A 22,313-nucleotide genomic window follows, 5' to 3' on the forward strand; every position below is an offset into this window, starting at 1 on the left:
TCGGTCATTTGACCGACTGTGTCAGCGGAGCTTTTCGCATAGACTGACGCCTTTCGCAACCATATTGCATGGGACCGGAGTAAGCGCTAAAGCGCTAACTCCGGTCGACATGGAGAGGACATATGACATCGATCTATTCGTTCTCGGCGCGCACGCTGGGCGGCGAGGAAGTCAGTCTGGAACAGTATCGCGGCAAGGTGCTGCTAGTCGTCAACACGGCGAGCGAATGCGGCTTCACCCCGCAATACGCCGGCCTGCAGAAGCTGTATGAAACCTATGCGGGGCGTGACTTCGTGGTGCTCGGCTTTCCGTGCAACCAGTTCGGCAAGCAGGAACCCGGCGACGCGACGCAGATCGGCAGCTTTTGCGAGAAGAACTACGGTGTGAGCTTTCCGATGTTCGAGAAGATCGACGTGAACGGCGCGAATGCACACCCCTTGTACCGTTATCTGACCGGCGAAGCGCCGGGGCTGCTCGGGCTGGAAGGCATCAAGTGGAATTTCACCAAGTTTCTGGTGGGGCGCGACGGCACGGTCGTCAAACGCTATGCGCCGGTGACGAAGCCCGATGCGATTACCGGCGACATCGAGAAGCTGCTGTAATCGTCCTGGGAGGGGTTCTGGCCTAAAGAATCGGCGAAAACAGTCTGGCCACGTGCATGGCCACGCGCCGGAGTGCCGGTGCCTGGCGATACTCGCTGCGATCGATCTCGTACGCCTCGGCGAAGTCGCGCAGCAACATCGCTTCGACTTCGGCGGCAAAGCCGCGGTCCACGGTCAGCACCATGATCTCGAAGTTCAGGCGGAACGAACGGTTGTCGAGATTCGCGCTACCCACGGCCGCGGCCACGTTGTCGATCAGCACGACCTTCTGATGCAGGAAGCCGGGCCGATAGCGGAAGATCCTGATGCCCGCGCGCACTGAATCGTAGGCGTACAGCTTCGACGCTTCGAACACCACGTAATGGTCGCGCCGGCTCGGAATCAGGATGCGCACGTCCACGCCGCGCAGCACAGCCAGACGCAGCGCTGAAAATACCGCTTCGTCGGGTACGAGATACGGCGTGGTGATCCAGATGCGTTCGCGCGCCGCATTGATTGCTTCGACGAAGAACAGCGAACAGGTCTCCTGCTTGTCGGCCGGACCGGTCGGCATGACGATGCAATGCATGCCCTCGCCGTTGGGCACGTACTCTGGCATATCGAACGGCGGCAAGGTCTGGGTGGCCCAGTACCAGTCCTCGGTAAACACGAACTGGATGCTGGCGACCACCGGCCCGCGCACCTCGATATGCGTGTCGCGCCACGGTGAGAGTGGCGGTTTGGCGCCGAGATACTCCACGCCGACGTTATGGCCGCCGACGAACGCCCGCTCGCCGTCCACCGAGACGATCTTGCGGTGATTGCGGAAGTTAAGCTGGAAGCGGTTGACGAAGCGGCGATGGGTGGCGAACGGATGCACCTCCACGCCGGCTGCCCGCAATGTGTTCACGTAACGATGCGGCAGATCGAAGCTGCCGATGCTGTCGTACAGGAAATAGATGCGCACGCCTTGCGCGGCTTTAGCGAGCAACGCGTCTTTGAGCATCTCGCCGAGCGCGTCGTCGCGCACGATAAAGAACTGCACGATGATGTAACTGCGTGCCTGGTCGATCGCATCGAGGATCGCGGCGAAAGTGGCTTCGCCGTTCACCAGCGTGCGCACCGAATTGCCCGGCAGGAAGGGCATGCCGCCCAGATGCGTCAGGGAGCGCACGAGCTGGTGTCCGAGTTCTTCGGTCGGGTGGCCGGCTGAGGAAGCATGCTCGTCCCATGCCCGGGGGTGTGCTTGCGTGCGCAGCGATTCGTTCTCGATACGGCGCGCGTCAGCGTAACCCTGGAACTTGCTGCGGCCGAGGAACAGATACGGCACCACCGTCAGATAGGGCATGGCCACCAGCGATACCGCCCACGCGACCGCGCCCTGGGAGGTGCGCGTGTTCAGAATGGCATGGCACGCCGCGATCACGCCGAGTATATGGGCGAGGGCGACGAGCGGGGCGATATGAAGGAAATCGAATTGCATAGGCGCGCGAAGGATTTTTTGATGCGCTTCCCCGCCGTCTGGTGCGGCGGCAAGGAAGTCAATCGCGCTCATCTTACCGAACCCGTTCGCGTTGCGGTCGGGTTCGGCAGATTCTTTGCTTTTCGTTGCGGACGCAACGGGGGAGGACGCGCGCCAGCAGCCGGCGGCGCGTCAGGTGCTTCAGCCTGGCGGATCAGCTCGGCAGATCGGCCGCCTGGATCAGAAACACGTTGTCGTCGCCGGCGCTGGTCGACAGCCACACGAGGTCGAGGCCGCCGAACGCCGCTTCAACGTTAGCGCGCTCGTTGCCGATCTCGACCACCAGCACCCCGTCGTCGGTCAGCCAGTTGCGCGCCTGTGAGATGATCCGGCGCACGATATCCATGCCGTCTGCGCCACCCGCCAGCGCCATCTCCGGTTCATGCCGGTACTCGGCCGGCAGCGCCGCCATCGAATCCGCATTGACGTACGGCGGGTTGGTGATGATCACGTCATAGCGGCGCTCGGGCAGCGGCGCGAACAGGTCGCCCTCGAACAGCGCAATGCGTTCGTCGAGGTTGTACTCGTCGACATTACGCGTCGCGACTTCGAGCGCCGGCTGGGACAGGTCGACCGCATCGATATCCGCATTCGGGAACGCATGCGCGGCGAGGACCGCGAGACACCCGGAACCGGTGCACAGTTCGAGCACCGCGCCGACCTGTTCCGGATCTTCGACGTACGGCTGCAGGCCGTCCTGCAGCAACTCGCCAATGAACGAGCGCGGCACGATCACGCGTTCGTCGACGTGGAAGCGGAAGCCGTGCATCCACGCTTCCTGCGTGATGTAGGCTGCCGGCACGCGTTCGGTGGCACGGCGCTCGATCACGCTCAGCACCGCGTCGATTTCCGCCGCAGTCAGCTTCGCGTCGAGAAACGGCTCGAGCAGGTCCAGCGGCAGATGCAGCGTATGCAGCACCAGATAGGCGGCCTCGTCGTAAGCGTTGGCCGAGACATGGCCGAACGACAGCTCGGCCTGGTTAAAACGCGTCACTGCGAAACGCAGCAGGTCGCGGACGGTGGAAAACGGGAGCGTCATCGCGGGGGTGTCCTTGGCGGGCTTGGTAGCCTTGGGTTAAGCGACCAGTTGTTCGAGCACGCGTCGGTACACGTTCTTGAGCGGCTCGATATGGGTGACGTCGATATGCTCGTCGATCTTGTGGATGGTGGCGTTCAGCGGGCCGAATTCGACCACCTGTTCGCAGATGCGCGCAATGAAGCGGCCGTCGGACGTGCCGCCGGTGGTCGACAGTTCGGTCGTCACGCCGGTTTCGTCCTTGATCGCCTGGGCGAGCGCGTTCGACAGGTCGCCGCGCGGCGTGAGGAACGGCAGGCCGCTCACCGACCACTGCAGATCGTATTCGAGGTCGTGCTTGTCGAGAATCGCATGCACGCGGCTTTGCAGGCCTTCAACGGTGCTCGCCGTCGAAAAGCGGAAGTTGAACATCACATCGGCATGCCCCGGAATCACATTGCTGGCGCCGGTGCCGCTGTGGATGTTCGACACTTGCCAGGTGGTGGGCGGGAAGTACTCGTTGCCGTCGTCCCAGCGTTCGGCCACCAGCTCCGCCAACGCGGGTGCCAGCAGGTGCACCGGATTTTTCGCCAGATGCGGATAGGCGATATGGCCTTGCACGCCCTTGACGGTGAGCTTGCCGGACATCGAGCCGCGCCGGCCGTTCTTCACCATATCGCCGAACTGCACGCTCGAAGTCGGCTCGCCGACGATGCAGTAGTCGAGCCGCTCGCCGCGCGCCTTCAGCGCTTCGACGACCTTCACGGTGCCGTCGGTGGCGGGGCCTTCTTCGTCGCTCGTGATCAGGAAGGCGATCGAGCCGCGATGGGCCGGATGCGCCGCCACGAACTCTTCGCTCGCCACCACAAAACCGGCAATCGACGTCTTCATGTCGGCCGCGCCACGCCCGTACAGCATGCCGTCGCGATGGGTCGGCTCGAACGGCGGCGAACTCCATTGCTCGAGCGGGCCGGTCGGCACCACGTCGGTGTGGCCGGCGAACACGAGCAGCTTGCCGCGCGCGCCGTCGACGCCGCGTTTGACGGCCCACAGGTTAGTCACGCCGTGCGATTCGATGGTCTCGCATTCGAAGCCGAGCGCGGTAAGGCGCTCGATCAGGATGCGCTGGCAATGCTGGTCGTCAGGCGTGACGGAAGCGCGCGCGATCAGTTGTTCGGTAAGGGCAAGGGTGCCGGACATGGATTCAGTACAAGCCACTTTGAAATGAAAAAATGCCGGCTGCAGGTGAATCACCGCAGCCGGCAACAGCTTCTTATGCACGCGAGCCTGAGTTCGAGGTCATTGTTACGAACCCGGCACAGGCGTCGCGTCCAACACGTTCATTGACCGTCAGATTCTGGCGCAGGCTCAGCGAAGCGAGCAACGGGCGCCGGATCAACGCTCAGGCGAACAGCGTTTCGTAGTCTTCAGCAGAAAAACCGAGCGTCTTGACCCGCCCGTTGACCACCACCACGGGCCGCTTGATCACTGAAGGCTTGTGGATCATCAACGCGATCGCACCCGACTCCGTGTCTGCGGCGGCCTTCATGTCGTCCGACAGGGCGCGCCAGGTCGTGCCGCGGCGGTTCAGCAACTCGTCGAGCTTGACGTCCTTCAGCCAGTCCTGCACGAGCGGCTCCGTGACGCCGGCCTTCTTGAAGTCGTGAAACTCGAACTCGACGCCGTGTTCTTCCAGCCACACACGGGCCTTCTTCACGGTGTCGCAGTTCGGGATTCCGTAGACGACGGTCTTGTTGGCGCGTGCCATCAGTCGCCTCGCAGCAGCTCGTTGAGACCGACCTTGGCGCGCGTTTTCGCGTCAACCTTCTTGACGATCACAGCGCAATACAGGCTATGCGAGCCATCCTTGGAGGGCAGGTTGCCCGCCACCACCACCGAGCCCGCCGGGATGCGGCCATACGTGACTTCGCCGGTCTCGCGGTCGTAAATCTTGGTGCTCTGGCCGAGGTACACGCCCATCGAGATCACCGAGTTCTCTTCGACGATCACGCCTTCCACGACTTCCGAACGCGCGCCGATAAAGCAGTTGTCTTCGATGATGACCGGGTTGGCCTGCAGCGGCTCCAGCACGCCGCCGATGCCCACGCCACCCGACAGGTGCACGTTCTTGCCGATCTGTGCGCACGAGCCGACAGTGGCCCACGTGTCGACCATCGTGCCTTCGTCGACGTACGCGCCGATGTTGGTGTACGACGGCATCAGCACGACGTTCTTTGCGATGAACGAACCGCGGCGCGCAATGGCGGGCGGCACCACACGGAAGCCACCTGCGGCGAAGTCTTCAGCGGTGTAGTTGGCGAACTTCGACGGCACCTTGTCGTAGAACTGCGAGTAACCACCGGCGGGCATCGGCGCGTTGTCTTCCAGACGGAACGACAGCAGCACGGCCTTCTTCAGCCATTGATTGACGACCCAGTCGCCGTCCTTCTTTTCGGCGACGCGCAATGCACCCTTGTCGAGCTGTTCGATGGCGTGCGCGACAGCCTCACGCACTTCGGCGGGGGCGGCCTTCGGCGACAGCTCTGCGCGGTTTTCCCAGGCGTTATCGATGATCTGCTGAAGTTGTTGCGACATATTCGTGAGTAGAGAAAGGGTGAGATGGGGTTGAAACCTGAAGAAGCGGGGCGGCGCGCGGGACGCGCTCAGCGCTAGAGCGCCCGGCAAAAGTCGACGATCCGCTGGGCGCCCTCAGTGCATTCGTCGACATCGGCGACGAGCGCGAGGCGCACGAAATTGCGGCCGGGGTTCGTGTCGTGCGCAGTACGCGCGAGATACGAGCCCGGCAGAACCGTCACATTATAGTCGGCGTAGAGGCGCTGGGCGAACTCGGTATCCGACAGGCCAGTGCGCGACACGTCGGCCCACAGGTAGAAGGCGGCATCGGGCAGACGCACGTCGAGCACCTCGGCCAGCATCGGCGTGACGGTGGCAAACTTCTGCACGTACTTCGCGCGGTTCTCGCGCACATGCGTCTCGTCGTTCCAGGCCGCGATGCTCGCAGCTTGATACACCGTCGACAAGGCGGCGCCGTGGTATGTCCGGTATAGCAGGAATTGCTTGAGGATCGCCGCGTCGCCCGCCACGAAGCCCGAGCGCATGCCCGGCACGTTCGAGCGTTTCGACAGGCTCGAGAGTATGACGAGCCGCTCGAAGTTGCGGCCGAGCTTGTGCGCGGCTTCCAATGCGCCGAGCGGCGGCTTGGCTTCGTCGAAATAGATTTCCGAGTAGCACTCGTCGGAGGCGATCACGAAGCCATAACGATCGGACAGCGCGAACAGTTCGCGCCAGTCCTCGAGCGTCAGCACGGCACCGGTCGGATTGCCTGGCGAGCAGACGTAGAGCAGTTGCGTGCGCGCCCAGATCTCTTCAGAAATCGAGGAATAATCGCAGGCGAAATTCCGGGCCGGATCGCTATTGGCGAAATACGGCTGGGCGTCTGCCAGCAGCGCCGCGCCTTCGTAGATCTGGTAGAACGGGTTCGGGCAGAGTACGATCGCGGGCTCGCCTGACGCGTTTCGCTTCGGGTCGATCACGGTCTGCGCGAGCGCAAACAGCGCCTCGCGCGATCCGGCAACCGGCAGCACCTCCGTGGCCGGATCGACCGGCGGCAGCTGGTAGCGCTTCGTGACCCAGTTTGCAATCGACTCGCGCAACGCCGGCGAGCCCAGCGTAGCCGGATACGACGCCAGGCCGCCGAGCGAGGCGATCACCGCGTCGCGGATCAGCGCCGGGGTCGGATGTTTCGGCTCGCCAATGCCGAAGCTGATGTGTGGCAGGGCGGCGGGCGGCGTGACATCCTTGAAAAGCACGCGTAGCTTTTCGAAGGGATAGGTCTGGAGGGAGTCGAGTAGCGGGTTCACTTGGCGGATCGGGCCTGATCGAAGACGGGCGGAGACAGGTGACGGACACGCGCGGTGGCGACAATCACTGTGTGCTACGGTGATTGAGCGGCACCAGCGGCGGGCCGATGATTATAGCGTGGCGCAAGGCCTCGCGGTCTGGGCTCGCGCAGGGCGGCGCAGGCGCGGACGGCCGCGGCGGCAGGGCGACGGCCGTTGGGCCGCAACCCGGTGGCAGGCAATGAGCGCGTTGGACGCGTGCCCATGCGATGTGACAGGCGAAGCGGCCCAGGTCAGACGGCTCGCGCAAAGAGAACTCGGAGAGACAATGCGGGTGGTAGTCGAAGTCAGGACAGGTATCGAAGGACGGCGGGCCGCGGTCCTTCGTGGCAGAGGCGTGCCTCACTACAGAGGCGCCGGGCAATGAACAACTCAATGAATAACTGGATCCGCACCAGCTGGCCGACGCTCGCCATCATGCTGGGCGCGTCGGTGTGGGGCATGATCTGGTACCCACTGCGCATGCTGGCCGCGCTCGGCGTGACCGGCACGGCCGCGAGCGCGGCGACGAGCGGCGCCGGTTGCCTGTTCGTGCTGCTGGTGCGCCACCGCGCCATCCGGACGGTGCGCTGGCACTGGCTGTTGCCCGCCTTGGCACTGGCCGCAGGCGTCACGAATCTCGGCTTCGTGTGGGGCTCGATTCACGGCCAGGTCATGCGTGTCCTGCTGCTCTTCTATCTCACCCCGGCGTGGACCGCGCTATTCGCCCACTTCATCCTGCATGAACGCCTGACGTGGACCGGCGCAGCGCTCGCGGCCTTGTCGCTGGCGGGCGCGATGGCGATGCTCTGGTCGCCGCAGATCGGCTTGCCCGTGCCCGCCAATCTGGCCGAGTGGGGCGGCCTCGCGGGCGGCATGGGCTTTGCCATGAGCAACGTGCTGATCCTGAAGACGAGCCGGGACCTGCCCGAGATGAAGGCGGAAATGCGCACCGCGACGATTTTCGGCGGCGCGGCTATTTTCGGTGCCTGTGCGTCGTTGTTCGAAGCGATGCCCGCGCCGCCGACCGGCGCGCATCTGGGCACGGCGGCGCTGCTGGTGCTGGGCCTTGGTTTCCTGCTGGCGTCGAACAACATGCTGGTGCAATACGGCGTGGCGCGGATCCCGGCCAACCGGGCGTCGATCATCATGCTGTTCGAGATCGTGGTGACGGCGCTCTCCGCGTGGCTCTTCGCGGGCGAAGTGCCCGGCCCGCGCGAATGGGCGGGCGGCGCGTGCATCGTGCTGGCGTCCGCGCTGTCGAGTTGGGTGCATCGGACGCGGAGCCAGCCGTCGGTGAGTGGCGAGGCCGCTTACGCTCCCGTTGCTCATGGCACTTCGGATTCCGCCTCCCAAGCCGCTTCTGGCGCAGCCGCTCAAGCCGTTTCTCAACCCGATGGCCGGGCCCGAAACCGGCTCGCAAGCGGGTCGACGCATCAATCAGGCGCCTGAGCGCCGGAATGGCTCACAGGCGATGGTATGATTGCCCCTGCTTACCGATGCGCGCCTTGCCGGGCGTGTGCGGCGCCCGTATCGCGGGGCTCGCATGGGTCGTTTCGCAGTAGCTGCGAACGGCTCGCGCGGCCCTTGCGGGTCACCTTCATTTTCCCTTTTCAATCAGCGATATCGCCGTGCGTCTGACCTCGATCAAACTCGCTGGCTTCAAATCATTCGTCGATCCCACGCATTTCCAGGTTCCGGGCCAGCTTGTCGGCGTGGTCGGTCCCAATGGTTGCGGCAAGTCCAACATCATCGATGCCGTGCGCTGGGTGCTCGGTGAATCGCGCGCCTCCGAACTGCGCGGCGAATCGATGCAGGACGTGATCTTCAATGGCTCCACCGCGCGCAAGCCGGGTAGCCGCGCCAGCGTCGAACTCGTGTTCGACAACGCCGACGGCCGCGCCGCCGGGCAGTGGGGGCAGTATGCCGAAATCGCCGTCAAGCGCGTGCTGACGCGCGACGGTACCTCGAGCTACTACATCAACAATCTGCCGGCGCGCCGCCGCGACATCCAGGACATCTTCCTCGGCACCGGCCTCGGGCCGCGTGCGTACGCCATCATCGGGCAGGGCATGATTGCGCGCCTGATCGAGGCGAAGCCGGAAGAGCTGCGCGTGTTCCTCGAAGAAGCCGCCGGGGTGTCGAAGTACAAGGAACGCCGCCGCGAGACCGAGAGCCGCCTGCACGACACGCGTGAGAATCTGACACGAGTCGAAGACATCGTCCGCGAACTCACAACGAACCTGGAAAAGCTCGAAGGCCAGGCCGTTGTTGCGACGAAGTTCAAGGAACTGCAGGCCGAAGGCGAAACGAAGCAGCGCCTCTTGTGGCTGCTGCGCAAGAACGAAGCCGGCGGCGAGCAGGAGCGCCAGAAACGCGCCATCGAACAGGCGCAGATCGACCTCGAAGCCCACACCGCCAAGCTGCGCGAAGTCGAAGCGCAACTGGAAACGCTACGGGTGGCGCACTACTCGGCAAGCGACGCGATGCAGGGCGCGCAAGGCGCGCTCTATGAAGCGAATGCCGAAGTCAGCCGCCTCGAAGCCGAGATCAAGTTCATCGTCGAGTCGCGGAACCGCGTGCAGGCCCAGATCGCTGCGCTCACCGCGCAGCGCGAGCAATGGCTGTCGCAGGCCCAGAAGGCTCAGGGCGATCTCGAGGACGCTGAAGAACAACTGGCGGTGGCCGAAGAAAAGGCGGCCCTCGCCGAAGACGAAGCCGCCGCGAAGCACGGCGCCATGCCGGCGCTCGAAGCGCGCTGGCGCGACGCGCAGACGCAACTGAACGAAGAGCGCGGCGGCATTGCGCAGACCGAGCAGGCGCTCAAGCTCGAAGCCGCCCATCAGCGCAACGCTGACCAGCAACTGCAGCAGTTGCAGCAGCGTCATGAGCGCCTGAAGTCGGAAGCGGGCGGTCTTGACGCGCCCGATGAAGCCCAGCTCGAAGAGCTGCGCATGCAGTTGGCCGAGCACGAAGAGATTCTGCATGACGCGCAGGCGCGGCTTGCCGACGCTCAGGAAACGCTGCCGCGCCTTGATGGCGAACGGCGCAGCGCGCAGGAACGCGTACAGGCCGAAACTGCGCAGATTCATCAGCTTGACGCGCGCCTCGCCGCCCTCAAGCAATTGCAGGAAAACGTCCAGACCGAAGGCAAGATCCAGCCCTGGCTGGAGAAACACGAGCTGAATAGCCTGCCGCGTCTGTGGAAGAAGCTGCACGTCGAAGCCGGTTGGGAAACCGCGCTCGAAGCCGTGCTGCGTGAGCGGCTCGCGGCGCTGGAAGTGTCGAATCTCGACTGGGTCAAGGCGTTCGCAACCGATGCGCCGCCTGCCAAGCTCGCGTTCTACGCGCCGCCGCTGGCCGCCGCCCCGGTGGTGAATGGGTCCACGCTGCGCCCGCTGCTGTCACTGGTGCGCATCGACGACGCCGGTCTGCGTGCGGTGTTGAACGACTGGCTTGGCTTGGCCTTTGTCGCCGACGATCTGGCCCAGGCGCTGGCGATGCGCTCGCAACTGCCCGAAGGCGGTTCGTTTGTCGTCAAGGCGGGCCATGTGGTGACGCGCGTCGGCGTGCAGTTGTACGCCGCCGATTCGGAGCAGGCCGGCATGCTGGCCCGTCAGCAGGAAATCGAGAACCTGACGCGCCAGGTGCGCGCCCAGGCACTGCTCGCGGATGAAGCCAAGTCGGCGGCGATTCGCGCCGAGGCCGCCCATACGCAGGCCTCGCAGACGTTGACGGACGTGCGCCAGCAGGCCGAGCGCGCGACCCAGCGCGTGCACGCGTTGCAGATGGATGTGCTCAAGCTCACCCAGGCGCACGAGCGCTACATGCAGCGCAGCACGCAGATCCGCGAAGAACTCGAGGAGATTACCGGCCAGATCGACGAGCAGCGTGCGTTGCGCGGCGAGTCGGAGGCGAACTTCGAACGTCACGACGCGGAGCTGGCCGAATTGCAGGCGCGTTTCGAAGACAACCAGTTGGCCTTCGAAGCCCTCGACGAAGAACTGACCGCCGCGCGTGCGCAGTCGCGCGATCTCGACCGGGCCGCCACCGATGCACGCTTTGCCGCGCGCAACATGGCAAACCGCATCGACGAGTTGAAGCGCAGCATCCAGGTCGCGCACGAGCAGAGCGAGCGCGTGGCGGCCTCGCTGGAAGACGCTCGCGCCGAGCTTGAAACGATCAACGAGCAGACCGCGCATACGGGCCTGCAGGGCGCGCTGGAGATTCGCGCGGTCAAGGAAGAGGCGCTGCACGCCGCCCGTCTCGAACTGGATGACCTGACGGCCAAGCTGCGTGCCGCCGACGAGACGCGTCTCACTGCTGAGCGTGCGCTTCAGCCGCTGCGCGACCGCATCACTGAACTGCAGTTGAAGGAGCAGGCTGCGCGCCTGAACGGTGAGCAGTTCATCGAGCAACTCGCGGCAGCGGGTGTCGACGAGGCCGAATTGCAGGCCAAGCTGACGCCGGACATGAAGCCGTCTTACCTGCAAGGCGAAGTCACGCGGTTGAACAACGCCATCGCCGCGCTGGGGCCAGTCAACATGGCCGCGCTCGACGAACTGAAGGCCGCCACCGAGCGCAAGAGTTTCCTCGATGCGCAGTCGGCGGATCTGAACAGCGCGATCGAAACGCTCGAAGACGCGATCCATAAGATCGATCAGGAAACCCGCACGCTGCTGCAGGGGACCTTCGATCAGGTGAACCAGCATTTCGGCGAACTGTTCCCGCGTCTCTTTGGCGGTGGTCAGGCGAAGCTGATCATGACCGGCGACGAAATTCTCGACGCCGGCGTGCAGGTCATGGCGCAACCGCCGGGCAAGAAGAACTCGACGATTCACCTGCTGTCGGGCGGCGAGAAAGCGCTGACCGCGACCGCGCTGGTGTTCGCGATGTTCCAGCTCAATCCTGCGCCGTTCTGTCTGCTCGACGAAGTGGACGCGCCGCTCGACGACGCCAACACGGAGCGCTTTGCCAATCTCGTGCGTGCGATGTCGGACAAGACCCAGTTCCTGTTCATTTCGCACAACAAGATCGCGATGGAAATGGCCCAGCAACTGATCGGCGTGACGATGCAGGAGCAGGGCGTTTCGCGGATCGTCGCGGTCGACATGGAAACCGCCGCGGGTTTCGCCCAGAATATCGTTTGAGTTCGGACGGCGCCAGCCTGCGCCCCCGCTGCGGCTTCGTTGCCGCGCGGCGCAGGTTTTAGGCGTCGCGCAAACAGAAGAATTGCTGATGGAGCATGCATGGACGAGTTGACACTCGGTTTGATCGGCGCGGGTGCCGTGGTGGTCGGGGGTGTGGTGGTGTACAACGCATGGCAAGGCGCGAAGGTGCGCCGCCGGATGCCGCGGCCGATGCCGGCCGACACCGCTGAAGCTTTCGCGCGAGACGATCAGGAAGAACAAAGTCCGTTCATCGAACCGGCGAGGCCTACTCAGCGGCGCGAACCCGCGTCGTCGGATGACGCGGACGATGCAGGATCGCGTGTTGAACCTACCTTCGGAACGGCCGCGCCGGCCGACACGCCCGCCGATATCCAGGCGGAGACGACCACGCCGAACGGCTATCCCGAGCCGCAAGGCGAGGCCGCAGCAGGCGGCGTCGATGAACCGGTCGAGCCGATCCTGCCCGCCGCGACGACGATTTCTTCCGCGCCGCCAGCAATTGTGGATCGCCGGATTGATTGCATCGTGCCGATTCGCCTCGCTGGCCCGCTGGCGGGCGACAAGGTGATCCCGCTTGCGCAGCGACTGCGCCGTGCGGGCAGCAAGCCGGTTCACATCGAAGGCAAGCCGGAAGGCGGCGGCGCCTGGGAGTTGCTGCAGAACGGCGTGCGCTACGAGGAATTGCGCGCAGCGGCGCAACTGGCCAACCGCAGCGGACCGCTCAACGAACTGGAGTTTTCCGAGTTCGTGACCGGCGTGCAGCAGTTCGCCGATGCGATCGACGCAGCGCCCGAATTCCCCGACATGATGGAGACGGTGGCGATGGCGCGCGAACTGGACGGTTTCGCCGCCCAGTGCGACGCGCAACTGTCGATCAACGTGCTGTCCGACGGCGCGCCGTGGTCGGCAAATTATGTGCAGGCGGTGGCCTCGCAGGACGGCCTGCTGCTCTCGCGCGACGGTACCCGTTTCGTCAAGCTCGACGCGAGGCAAAGCCCGGTGTTCATGCTGCAGTTCGGCGATACCAACTTCCTGCGCGACGACCTCACGTACAAGGGCGGCCAGATGATCACGCTGGTGCTCGACGTGCCGGTGGCCGACGAGGATATCCTGCCGTTCCGTCTGATGTGCGATTACGCGAAGTCGTTGTCTGAGCGGATTGGTGGCCGTGTCGTGGACGATGGACGCCGTCCGCTGCCGGAGACCGCGCTGCTCGCGATCGAAAAGCAACTGATGACCTTGTACGCCAAACTCGAGCAGGCGGGCATTCCCGCGGGCTCGCCGGCTACCCGCCGCTTGTTCAGCCAGTAAGCTGTCGTGATGCGACGCGCGCCTGGCCGCTTGATGCAGTAGCGGTGCGGGGCGCGTTGCAAAGCCACGATATGAATCGTCTTCGCGTCTTCGCTGCGCGCTGGCGACATCGTGGTTGGGTGCTGGCGCTGCTTCGCCGCCTTTTCGTGCCCCGCCTCAATCCACCTCCTTCGGCCAGTCCGCGCCGCTGATCCACGCCTTGAGCGCGGCCACCACCGCTTCATCCTGACCATAAAAACCGTGATGCCCCATCGCCTCGCATGGGTTGCCGCGCGCGCTTCCGCCACTTACCGCGATCAGATCGTGACCGCCATCCGCAATACGCTTCGCAGCGCTGAACGAACATAGATAGCAGCCATCGTCGACGTGATGAACGAAGAGCTGCCGTGCATGGATCTCGCCGTAGTTGAAGCCGGCTAGCGGCAGCGCCTGGCCACGTGCCGGACTGCTTAGCGTCGAGGTGTGGATCACAGCGTCCCAGGCATCGGGCAGAGCACGCCCCAGGAACGCCGAGGAAATCGTCCCGCGGCTCGTGCCGACGAGCACCAGCCTGGCTATTGGGAAGCGGGTACGCAAGTCGGCTGCGACGCGGGCCACATCCTGCGCGTGACGTGGCGACGCTCGAAACGTGTCCGAGTAACCGCCGGGCTGGTCCGACGGCGCATCGACCAGCGCGGTGGCAAAACGGTCGTCAACGAGCAGGGTGCGCGCACGAACGAGAAAATTGTTCTTCAGACGCAGGCTGATGGTGCCGTCGCTCGCCTGCGCCAGTTGCAAGGCCCCGTCGCCACCCGCGAACATGACGAGGATCCAGCCGGGGTGGCTGCCATCCTTCTGCGTCAGCAGGTAAGAGATCGACGCGTTATCGGCCACGGGCACGCTGACCACCTGTTCCAGCGCGCAGGCAGGCGCTGCGTGGAGGACGCACAGCAGGGCACAGAACGTTACGGCGAGCGAAGCCAGCCGCTTGAGGTTGTGCTTGATTGCTGTCAGGTCGGGCATGCTGGTTCCTGTGGTTGAGGTGCCGATCCGGCGCGTGGCTCACCCGTTCACGATCGCATCGCGCCGCAGGCACGTCAATGCGGCGCCGCGCACGTTAGCCGATCGGCCAGGGCTAGCCGGGGGCAATGGCGGCTGGCGGGTAGTCGATGCTGACTGATGCCTGGCCGGTGTGCAACGTGGCGATTGCCTGACGATGCTGTTGCTTATGCCTCACGGATCACACCTGCGTCGCCGGGCAGCGTCGCTGCCTGGAGTGGGTGAGAAGGCACACGAAACTGGCTGTCCGGCCAATGTCCACGGCAGACGGTTCCTGCGATAATCTGAAGTCTTATTTCACCAGCGAATCTTCCGATAGCATGGCCCGAACTAGCGTCCCAAACTCTGCAACCAGCGCTCCGGCGGAACGTGCCGTATGGTTGCGCGCGGAACTCGAACGCGCGAACCACGCGTACTACGTACTCGACCAGCCGGACCTGCCGGATGCGGAGTACGACAAGCTCTTCAAGGAGCTGGAACAGATCGAGACCGAGCACCCGGATCTGATCACGCCGGATTCGCCTACCCAGCGTGTCGGCGGCGAGGCCGCGAGCGGCTTCAGGCCGGTGGTGCACGACCAGCCCATGCTGTCGCTGAACAACGGATTCGCCGACGAAGATATCGCCGCATTCGATAAACGCGTTGCGGACGCGCTCGGCAAAACGCCCGTCAGCTACGCGTGCGAACTCAAGTTCGATGGACTGGCCATTTCGCTGCGCTATGTCGATGGCCGCTTCGTGCAGGCCTCTACACGCGGCGATGGCGCCACGGGCGAAGACGTCACGGAGAACGTCCGCACGATCCGCTCCATTCCGCTCACGCTTAAAGGCAAGCGTGTGCCGAAACTGCTCGACGTGCGGGGCGAAGTCCTGATGTTCAAGCGTGACTTCGAACGTATGAACGAGCGGCAACGCACGGCAGGGCTCAAGGAATTTGCCAATCCGCGCAACGCGGCGGCCGGCAGTTTGCGCCAGCTCGATCCGAAGATCACGGCACAACGTCCTTTGTCGTTCTTCGCGTACGGCATTGGCGTGCTGGATGGCGAGCCGATGCCCGCTACCCACAGCGCGATGCTCGACTGGTATGCCGAATTGGGCTTGCCGGTCAACAGCGAACGGGCGGTCGTGCAGGGCGCTGAAGGGCTGCTCGGGTTCTTCCGCGCGGTCGGGGAGAAGCGCGACGCGCTGCCGTACGACATCGACGGCGTGGTGTACAAGGTCAACGCCCGGGAAGAGCAGGACGCGCTCGGCTTCGTGTCGCGCGCGCCGCGTTTCGCGCTGGCGCATAAATTTCCCGCGCAGGAAGCGTTGACGAAGCTGCTGGCAATTGATGTGCAGGTCGGCCGCACGGGGGCGATCACGCCTGTCGCGCGTCTCGAGCCGGTATTCGTCGGCGGCGCGACCGTGACGAATGCAACGCTGCACAATGAGGACGAGGTGCGGCGTAAGGACATCCGCATCGGCGACACTGTGATCGTGCGGCGTGCCGGCGATGTGATTCCGGAGGTGGCGGGCGCGCTCATGGATCGCCGGCCGGTGGATGCCGCCGAGTTCGTGATGCCCACGCAATGCCCGGTATGCGGCTCGGCCATCGAACGCCTGCCTGACGAGGCGATCGCCCGTTGCACCGGTGGGTTGTTCTGTCCGGCGCAGCGCAAGCAGGCGCTGTGGCACTTCGCGCAGCGCCGTGCGCTGGATATCGACGGACTCGGTGAAAAGATCATTGATCAACTGGTCGAACTGAACCTCGTGCGCACGCCGGCCGACCTGTTCAACCTCGGCTTCGCGACGCTGGCTGAGCTGGACCGTTTCGCCGAAAAGTCCGCGCAAAACCTGCTGGACTCGCTGGAAAAGGCCAAGCACACCACACTCGCCCGTTTCCTTTATGCGCTCGGGATTCGCCAGGTCGGCGAGTCGACGGCGAAGGACCTTGCCAAGCACTTCGGTTCGCTCGATCCGATCATGGACGCTACTGTCGAAGAGCTGTTGGAAGTGAATGATGTGGGACCGGTCGTGGCCGAGTCGATTCATCAGTTCTTTGCCGAAGAGCACAACCGCACGGTGATCGAGCAGTTGCGCGCGCCGGGCAAGGTCACGTGGCCGGAGGGGCCGCCGGCGCCAAAAGCCCCGCAAGGCGTGCTGGCCGGCAAGACAGTCGTGCTGACCGGTACTTTGCCGACTCTGGCGCGAGAAGAGGCGAAGGAAATGCTTGAGGCGGCAGGCGCAAAGGTGGCCGGTTCGGTGTCGAAGAAAACCGATTACGTGGTGGCGGGCGCAGACGCAGGCAGCAAACTGGCCAAAGCTGAGGAACTTGGCGTCGCTGTGCTCGACGAAGATGGTATGCGTAAGCTCCTGGAGAGGCAGATAACATGATCCGCGAAATTCTCAAGATGGGTGATCCGCGCCTTTTGCGCATCGCCGCCCCGGTCGACCATTTCGACACCCCCGAGTTGCATGCTCTCGTGCAGGATATGTTCGAGACCATGCACGATGCCAACGGCGCAGGGCTCGCCGCGCCGCAGATCGGTGTCGACCTGCAGGTCGTGATTTTCGGCTTCGGCCATAACGAACGCTATCCGGATGCGCCGCCGGTGCCGGAGACGGTCCTGATCAACCCGACCATCACGCCGGTATCGCAGGACATGGAAGAGGGCTGGGAAGGTTGCCTGTCGGTGCCGGGGCTGCGCGGCGCCGTCAGCCGTTTCTCGATGATCCGCTATCACGGGTTCGATCAGTACGGCAAACCGATTGACCGCGTCGCCGAGGGCTTCCACGCACGCGTCGTGCAGCACGAGTGCGATCACCTGATCGGCAAGCTGTATCCGATGCGGATCAACGACTTCGCGAAGTTCGGCTTCACCGAAGTGCTGTTTCCGGACATGGATCCGAATAGCGACGACTGAGCGGGTAAGCGTGCTGGGCAATGGCCAGGCGGCTACCGCGTGTTCAACGGACGCGGCAATCAGCGGAAGGCGGTCAATGAGCAGCCGTTATGCGGTGGCCGATAGCTAAACCGTCCCGCGTAGAGCGCACACCGCGCTCTGGGATACTGGCGGCCTCTGCGCCCTGCACAAAAGAAAGCCCACGCATTTACGTGGGCTTTTTCATACTGGCCGAATGCTACGCCGCGGCGCTCAACGCGTGTGGTAGCGGCGGCGTACGATCAAAACGACTCATCAGCCGACAGATAACGCCATTGACCGGGCGGCAACGCACCGAGCGGCACGCTGCCCATCCGTACGCGCTTCAGGCCTACCACTTCCAGGCCGACCAGTTCACACATGCGGCGAATCTGCCGCTTCTTGCCCTCGCGCAACACGAAGCGCAGCTGCTCGCCGTTCTGCCAGCTGACCTTGGCGGGCTTGAGCGGCACGTCGTCGAGTTCCAGGCCGTGACGCAGCAGCTCCAGACTTTCGAGCGGGAAGTGCTGATCGATCTCGGCCGTCATCTCACCGTAGGTCACGCGGACCAGATACTCCTTTTCGACTTCCGAATGACCGCCGATCAACCGTTTTGCAATCCGGCCGTCCTGGGTTAGCACCAGCAGCCCGGTGGAGTCGATGTCGAGCCGGCCCGCGGGAGCAAGCTGACGCAGATGCGACACCGAGAAGCGGATATCCGAGTGGTCGCCTTCCCAACGGTTATCCGGCGTGACGAGCGTGACGGCGGGCTGATAACCGTCTTCGGCTTGACCCGAGACGTAGCCCACCGGTTTGTGCACGAGGATCGTGACGAGGCGTGCCTGGATCGCCTGGGCTGCCGGGTCGATCTCGATGCGCTGATCGGGGCGGACCTTGGAGCCGAGCGTGTCGATCGTGACGCCGTCGACCTTCACCCAGCCGTTTTCGATCCATTCGTCGGCCTCGCGGCGCGAGCACAGGCCAAGTTCCGACATCAGCTTGGAAAGGCGCAAGGTGCCGGGGGCGTCGTTGTGGTCGCGACGATGTGCGGCGGGGCGCGGCGCGGATTCTTCCGGGCGCGCGGGCCTCGCTCCCGGCGCCACGCTGCGCGGTGCCTTGTCGGCGCGTGCCGGACGCTCGCGGTCGTGCTCGCCGAAACGGCCGCCGGAAGCGGCGTTGTCGTTGCTGCGCGGCGTGCGTGCGCCAGCGGGACGATCGCTCCGAACGCCGCGATCGGTTCGCTCCGGGCGCTCTGTGCGGGCCGGCCGATCGCCGAGCCCGCGTGCGACGGGTGCTCGCGCGCCGCGGTCATCGCGCGGAGCGCGCTCCGGACGATCGCCGTAGGCACGCTTGACGGGTGTGGCGAACGAGCGCTCGCCGCGTTCGTTTGAAGCCGGACGTTCGTCGCGCCGGCTGTCGCGCCCGCCCGCCGGACCCCGGCGCGCGCTTTCGTCACGCGGTGGGCGGTCGAACGTGCGGCGCGGCTCGGAGCCTGCGCGGTCGGCGCCAAAGCGGGGGCGCTCGGATGTGCCGGGCCCACGCGACTCGTCGCGGTCGTTGCGCCCAGGGCGTTCGCCACGCGGGCCGGTATTGAAGCTACCACCGGTGCGTGGAGGGCCGGGACGGCGCGTGTCGTCGGCTCCGCGCGGGCCACGAGGAGCGCCAGTGGCCGGGCGGCGCGGGTTTTCATCGCGCGCAAAGCGCGCTGGCCGCTCACCACGGTCGCGTTCTCCGCGCTCGCCTTCAGCGCGGCGCGGCGGGCGTTCAGTACGTTCGCCCTCCGTCCGGCGGGGCGCGCCAGCAAAGCCTTCGCGGCGCGGCGGGCGTTCAGTACGTTCGCCCTCAAACTGCCGTGGCGCACGCTCAGCACGTCCGCCTTCGGTCCGGCGGGGCGCACCGCTAAAACCTTCGCGACGGGGCGCTCGCTCAGTGCGTTCACCTTCGAACCGTCGCGGCCCACCTGCATCGCCCTCACGGCGCGGCGGCCGATCCGACGGCGCGCGCCGTGCGGCCCCACCGCTGCCCGCATCGCGTTCCCGCGAAAACGAGCCCTCAGCGCGGGCCGGCCGTGCACCGCTTTGCGCGCGGCTAGCACCGCCCGTAGCGCTCGCAGGCTTGCCCGCCGGTCGTTTACCGGCGCCGGCTGGCGCCCCTTCGCGTGCGCCGGCCGGTGTGGCGGGCCGTGGCCCGGCAGGGCGCGTTGGCTTACGAGCGGTCGTACTGCCCGAGCGAACAGGGGCGCGTTCGGACGAAGCCGACCGCGGATGCTTGGCTGTCAATTTGACTCGCATGGAATCTCACACTGCGATCGCGCGCAGCAGTTCGGTTTCGACCTGAATTTGCAGGCGGTTGTCCGAGAGGCCGCGTCCGTCCAGCAGGAACACGTCCTCTACGCGTTCGCCGAGCGTATTGATCCGCGCCGATTGGACGCCGACCTGGTGCTCGGCCAGCACGCGCGCGACCGAATAAAGAAGGCCTGGCCGGTCGTTCGCCGACACGGACAGGATGTAGTACTGGCCACGATCGTCGGCTCGAAGGTCGACGCGCGGCGTAACAGGGAAGGTCCGCGACAGGCGCGACAAGCGCCCCTTCGACGGATCCGGCAGCAGGGTGCCGTCCGCCGTGAGGCGCGCGGTCAGTTCCTGTTCCACCAGATTGGCAATGTCGCGATAATGCACGTCTTCTTCGGTGTGCTGGACGATAAAGTTGTCCAGCGCGTAACCGTGGCGAGTCGTGCTAACGCGGGCATCGAGAACCGACAGCGCGTTCTTGTCGAAATACGCGCAAATGCCGGCAAAGAGGTCAGGGCGGTCCTTGACGTAGACCAGCACCTGCAAGGCGTCACCGACCGGCGACGGGCGTGCACGGACGATCGGTGTAGGCGTCTCCACATGGCGATACAGCACGCGCGTTTGCCACGCGATGTCTGCCGCGTCGTGACGCAGGAAGTAACCGACGTCGAGCTTGTCCCATAGCGCCTGGTGGGCGTTCTCCGGGACCGTTTCGAGCCGCAGCAACGCGAGCGCCTCTTCCTGGCGCGACTTCAGTTCGGAATGGGCGTCAGGACGCGCGCCGCCGAGCACGGCAAGCGTAGTTTTATACAGGTCCTCGAGGAGCTTGCCTTTCCACGCGTTCCAGACCTTCGGACTGGTGCCGCGAATGTCCGCGACGGTCAGCAGGTAGAGCGCGGTCAGGTGCCGCTCGTTGCCAACCAGTTCCGCAAACCGCTTGATGACCTCGGGATCGCTCGTGTCCTGCTTCTGCGCGACCTGGCTCATCGTCAGATGATGCTGGACCAGCCACACCGCGAGTTCACCGTCGCCGTTGTCCATGCCGTGTTCGCGGCAGAAACGGCGCGTGTCCGCCATGCCGAGCGTCGAATGATCGCCGCCCCGGCCTTTGGCGATGTCATGGAACAGCGCCGCCACGTACAGCACCCACGGGCGTTCGAAGTTGGCAATCAACTGGCTGCAGAACGGGTATTCGTGCGCGTGCTCGGCCACCGCAAAACGGCGCAGGTTGCGCAGCACCATCAGGATATGCTGGTCGACCGTGTAGACGTGATACAGGTCGTGTTGCATCTGCCCGACGATGCGGCGGAAGTTCAGCAGGTAGCGTCCCAGCACGCTGGTCTGGTTCATCAGCCGCAGCGCGTGGGTGATCCCGGCCGGCTCCTTGAGGATGTCCATGAACAGGCGCCGGTTTTCCGGGTCGCGGCGCCAGTGCTGATCCATCAGGTCGCGGGCGTTGTAGATCGCCCGCAGTGTGCGCGCCGACAGGCCCTTCACGCCGGGCGTCTGCTCGTACAGCAGGAATGCTTCGAGGATGGCGTTCGGCTCGCGCTCGAACACGTCGTCGCGGGCGATTTCCAGCATGCCCTGTTTCTCGACGAAGCGATCCGATAGCACGCGCGTGATGCCGCTCGTGTTCGGGAATAGTTGCGCCTCGATGTTCTGGATCAGGATCGTCGCCAACTGGGTGACCGCTTTCGCCGCCCAGTAGTAACGACGCATCAACTGTTCGCTGGCGCGCTTGGTGGCGGTCGGCTTGTAGCCGAAGCTCTCGGCCACCGCCGTCTGCAAGTCGAACACGAGGATGTCCTGGCGGCGCCCTGCAATCACGTGCAGCCGGGCGCGCAGCGCTTTCAGGAAGCCTTCGTTGCGCTCCAACTCGCGCGCTTCGCGCTCGGTAATCAGGCCGCGCGCTTCAAGCTCCTGCCAACTGCTGCCAAAGCCCGCCGCCTGGGTGACCCACAGGATCAGTTGCAGGTCGCGCAGGCCGCCGGGGCTTTCCTTGATGTTCGGCTCGAGCGCATACGGCGTGTCCTGAAACTTGGCATGCCGTTGGCGCATTTCCAGTACTTTTGCCTGGAAGAAGGCCCGCGGATCGAGCGCTGCGCGATAACGTTGCGCGAAGTCTTCGAACAGCGTCGTACTGCCGGTGATGCGGCGCGCTTCGAGCAACGAGGTGCGCACGGTGACGTCGTTGGTCGCCTCTTCGAGGCACTGCGAGACGGAGCGCACGCTGCTGCCGAGTTCCAGCCCTAGATCCCACGCGAGGCTGATAAAGCGCTCGATGCGCGCCTCCAGATGCGCCACGGGCTGGTCGGGCAGCAGCACGAGGATGTCAATGTCCGAGTGCGGCGCGAGTTCGCCGCGCCCATACCCGCCCACGGCCAGCAGCGCGAGGGAAGGAGGCATGTCGCAGGTTTTCCACGCGGCACGCAGCGACTCGTCAGTGGTGCGTGCGAGCGCGCCCATCAACGACTCGACGTTGGTGGCCAGCTTGAAGCGTTCCAGCAACTTGGCTTTGGCCACCTTGTAGTCCGCCTTGAGCGACGTGGCATCGGAAAGAGGAACGGCTGGAACACTGCTCAT

Annotated in this window: 15 protein-coding genes; 6 read left to right on the forward strand and 9 right to left on the reverse strand. The window is 64.8% G+C overall.

Annotation, left to right across the window (positions count from 1 at the left end):
- Positions 1–122 precede the first annotated feature (122 nt).
- Positions 123–602: a glutathione peroxidase gene (locus P3T40_RS10255; protein WP_429267569.1), complete on the forward strand. Its 480-nt coding sequence runs from the start codon at positions 123–125 to the stop codon at positions 600–602.
- A gap of 22 nt (positions 603–624) precedes the next feature.
- Here the strand turns inward: P3T40_RS10255 and cls are convergent, their stop codons facing one another.
- From cls to dapC, 6 genes are all read right to left on the reverse strand, one after another.
- Positions 625–2,064, reverse strand: coding sequence for a cardiolipin synthase (gene cls / locus P3T40_RS10260; protein WP_429267570.1), 1,440 nt, complete (start codon positions 2,062–2,064; stop codon positions 625–627).
- A gap of 193 nt (positions 2,065–2,257) precedes the next feature.
- On the reverse strand, positions 2,258–3,142 hold the full coding sequence (gene prmB, locus P3T40_RS10265; RefSeq protein ID WP_429267571.1) for a 50S ribosomal protein L3 N(5)-glutamine methyltransferase: 885 nt from the start codon (positions 3,140–3,142) through the stop codon (positions 2,258–2,260).
- A gap of 36 nt (positions 3,143–3,178) precedes the next feature.
- The gene (gene dapE / locus P3T40_RS10270; protein WP_429267572.1) at positions 3,179–4,318 is read right to left on the reverse strand and encodes a succinyl-diaminopimelate desuccinylase; all 1,140 of its coding nucleotides are present in this window, start codon (positions 4,316–4,318) and stop codon (positions 3,179–3,181) included.
- 202 nt (positions 4,319–4,520) lie between these two features.
- The gene (locus tag P3T40_RS10275; RefSeq protein WP_429267573.1) at positions 4,521–4,886 is read right to left on the reverse strand and encodes an ArsC family reductase; all 366 of its coding nucleotides are present in this window, start codon (positions 4,884–4,886) and stop codon (positions 4,521–4,523) included.
- A complete protein-coding gene (dapD, locus tag P3T40_RS10280) occupies positions 4,886–5,713 on the reverse strand; it encodes a 2,3,4,5-tetrahydropyridine-2,6-dicarboxylate N-succinyltransferase (protein WP_429267574.1) in 828 nt (275 codons plus the stop codon). The genes P3T40_RS10275 and dapD overlap by 1 nt, the downstream gene beginning before the upstream one ends.
- A gap of 74 nt (positions 5,714–5,787) precedes the next feature.
- Positions 5,788–6,999, reverse strand: a complete 1,212-nt coding sequence (dapC, locus tag P3T40_RS10285) for a succinyldiaminopimelate transaminase (protein ID WP_429267575.1) — start codon at positions 6,997–6,999, stop codon at positions 5,788–5,790.
- Positions 7,000–7,413: 414 nt separating this feature from the next.
- Here dapC and P3T40_RS10290 point away from each other — a divergent pair, with 414 nt between their 5' ends.
- The 3 genes from P3T40_RS10290 (at position 7,414) to P3T40_RS10300 (ending at position 13,499) form a co-directional block, all read left to right on the forward strand.
- Positions 7,414–8,469: a DMT family transporter gene (locus P3T40_RS10290; protein WP_429267639.1), complete on the forward strand. Its 1,056-nt coding sequence runs from the start codon at positions 7,414–7,416 to the stop codon at positions 8,467–8,469.
- Positions 8,470–8,648: 179 nt separating this feature from the next.
- A complete protein-coding gene (smc, locus tag P3T40_RS10295) occupies positions 8,649–12,167 on the forward strand; it encodes a chromosome segregation protein SMC (RefSeq protein ID WP_429267576.1) in 3,519 nt (1,172 codons plus the stop codon).
- A 99-nt stretch (positions 12,168–12,266) separates the two neighbouring features.
- A complete protein-coding gene (locus P3T40_RS10300) occupies positions 12,267–13,499 on the forward strand; it encodes a cell division protein ZipA C-terminal FtsZ-binding domain-containing protein (protein WP_429267577.1) in 1,233 nt (410 codons plus the stop codon).
- 156 nt (positions 13,500–13,655) lie between these two features.
- Here P3T40_RS10300 and P3T40_RS10305 read toward each other — a convergent pair whose 3' ends face one another.
- Complete coding sequence (locus P3T40_RS10305) at positions 13,656–14,501, reverse strand: hypothetical protein (RefSeq protein ID WP_429267578.1); 846 nt, start codon at positions 14,499–14,501, stop codon at positions 13,656–13,658.
- A 356-nt stretch (positions 14,502–14,857) separates the two neighbouring features.
- Between P3T40_RS10305 and ligA the strand changes: the two genes are divergently transcribed.
- A complete protein-coding gene (gene ligA, locus P3T40_RS10310) occupies positions 14,858–16,909 on the forward strand; it encodes an NAD-dependent DNA ligase LigA (protein WP_429267579.1) in 2,052 nt (683 codons plus the stop codon).
- Entirely contained in the window at positions 16,906–17,439 is a 534-nt protein-coding gene (gene def / locus P3T40_RS10315) for a peptide deformylase (protein ID WP_429267580.1), read from the forward strand. The genes ligA and def overlap by 4 nt, the downstream gene beginning before the upstream one ends.
- 260 nt (positions 17,440–17,699) lie before the next feature.
- Here the strand turns inward: def and P3T40_RS10320 are convergent, their stop codons facing one another.
- Both P3T40_RS10320 and P3T40_RS10325 read right to left on the reverse strand, forming a co-directional pair.
- Positions 17,700–19,727, reverse strand: a complete 2,028-nt coding sequence (locus P3T40_RS10320) for a pseudouridine synthase (RefSeq protein WP_429267581.1) — start codon at positions 19,725–19,727, stop codon at positions 17,700–17,702.
- Positions 19,728–19,733: 6 nt separating this feature from the next.
- Positions 19,734–22,313: a [protein-PII] uridylyltransferase gene (locus tag P3T40_RS10325; protein WP_429267582.1), complete on the reverse strand. Its 2,580-nt coding sequence runs from the start codon at positions 22,311–22,313 to the stop codon at positions 19,734–19,736.

It is taken from the genome of Paraburkholderia sp. EB58, from assembly GCF_050436665.1.
Lineage (GTDB): Bacteria > Pseudomonadota > Gammaproteobacteria > Burkholderiales > Burkholderiaceae > Paraburkholderia.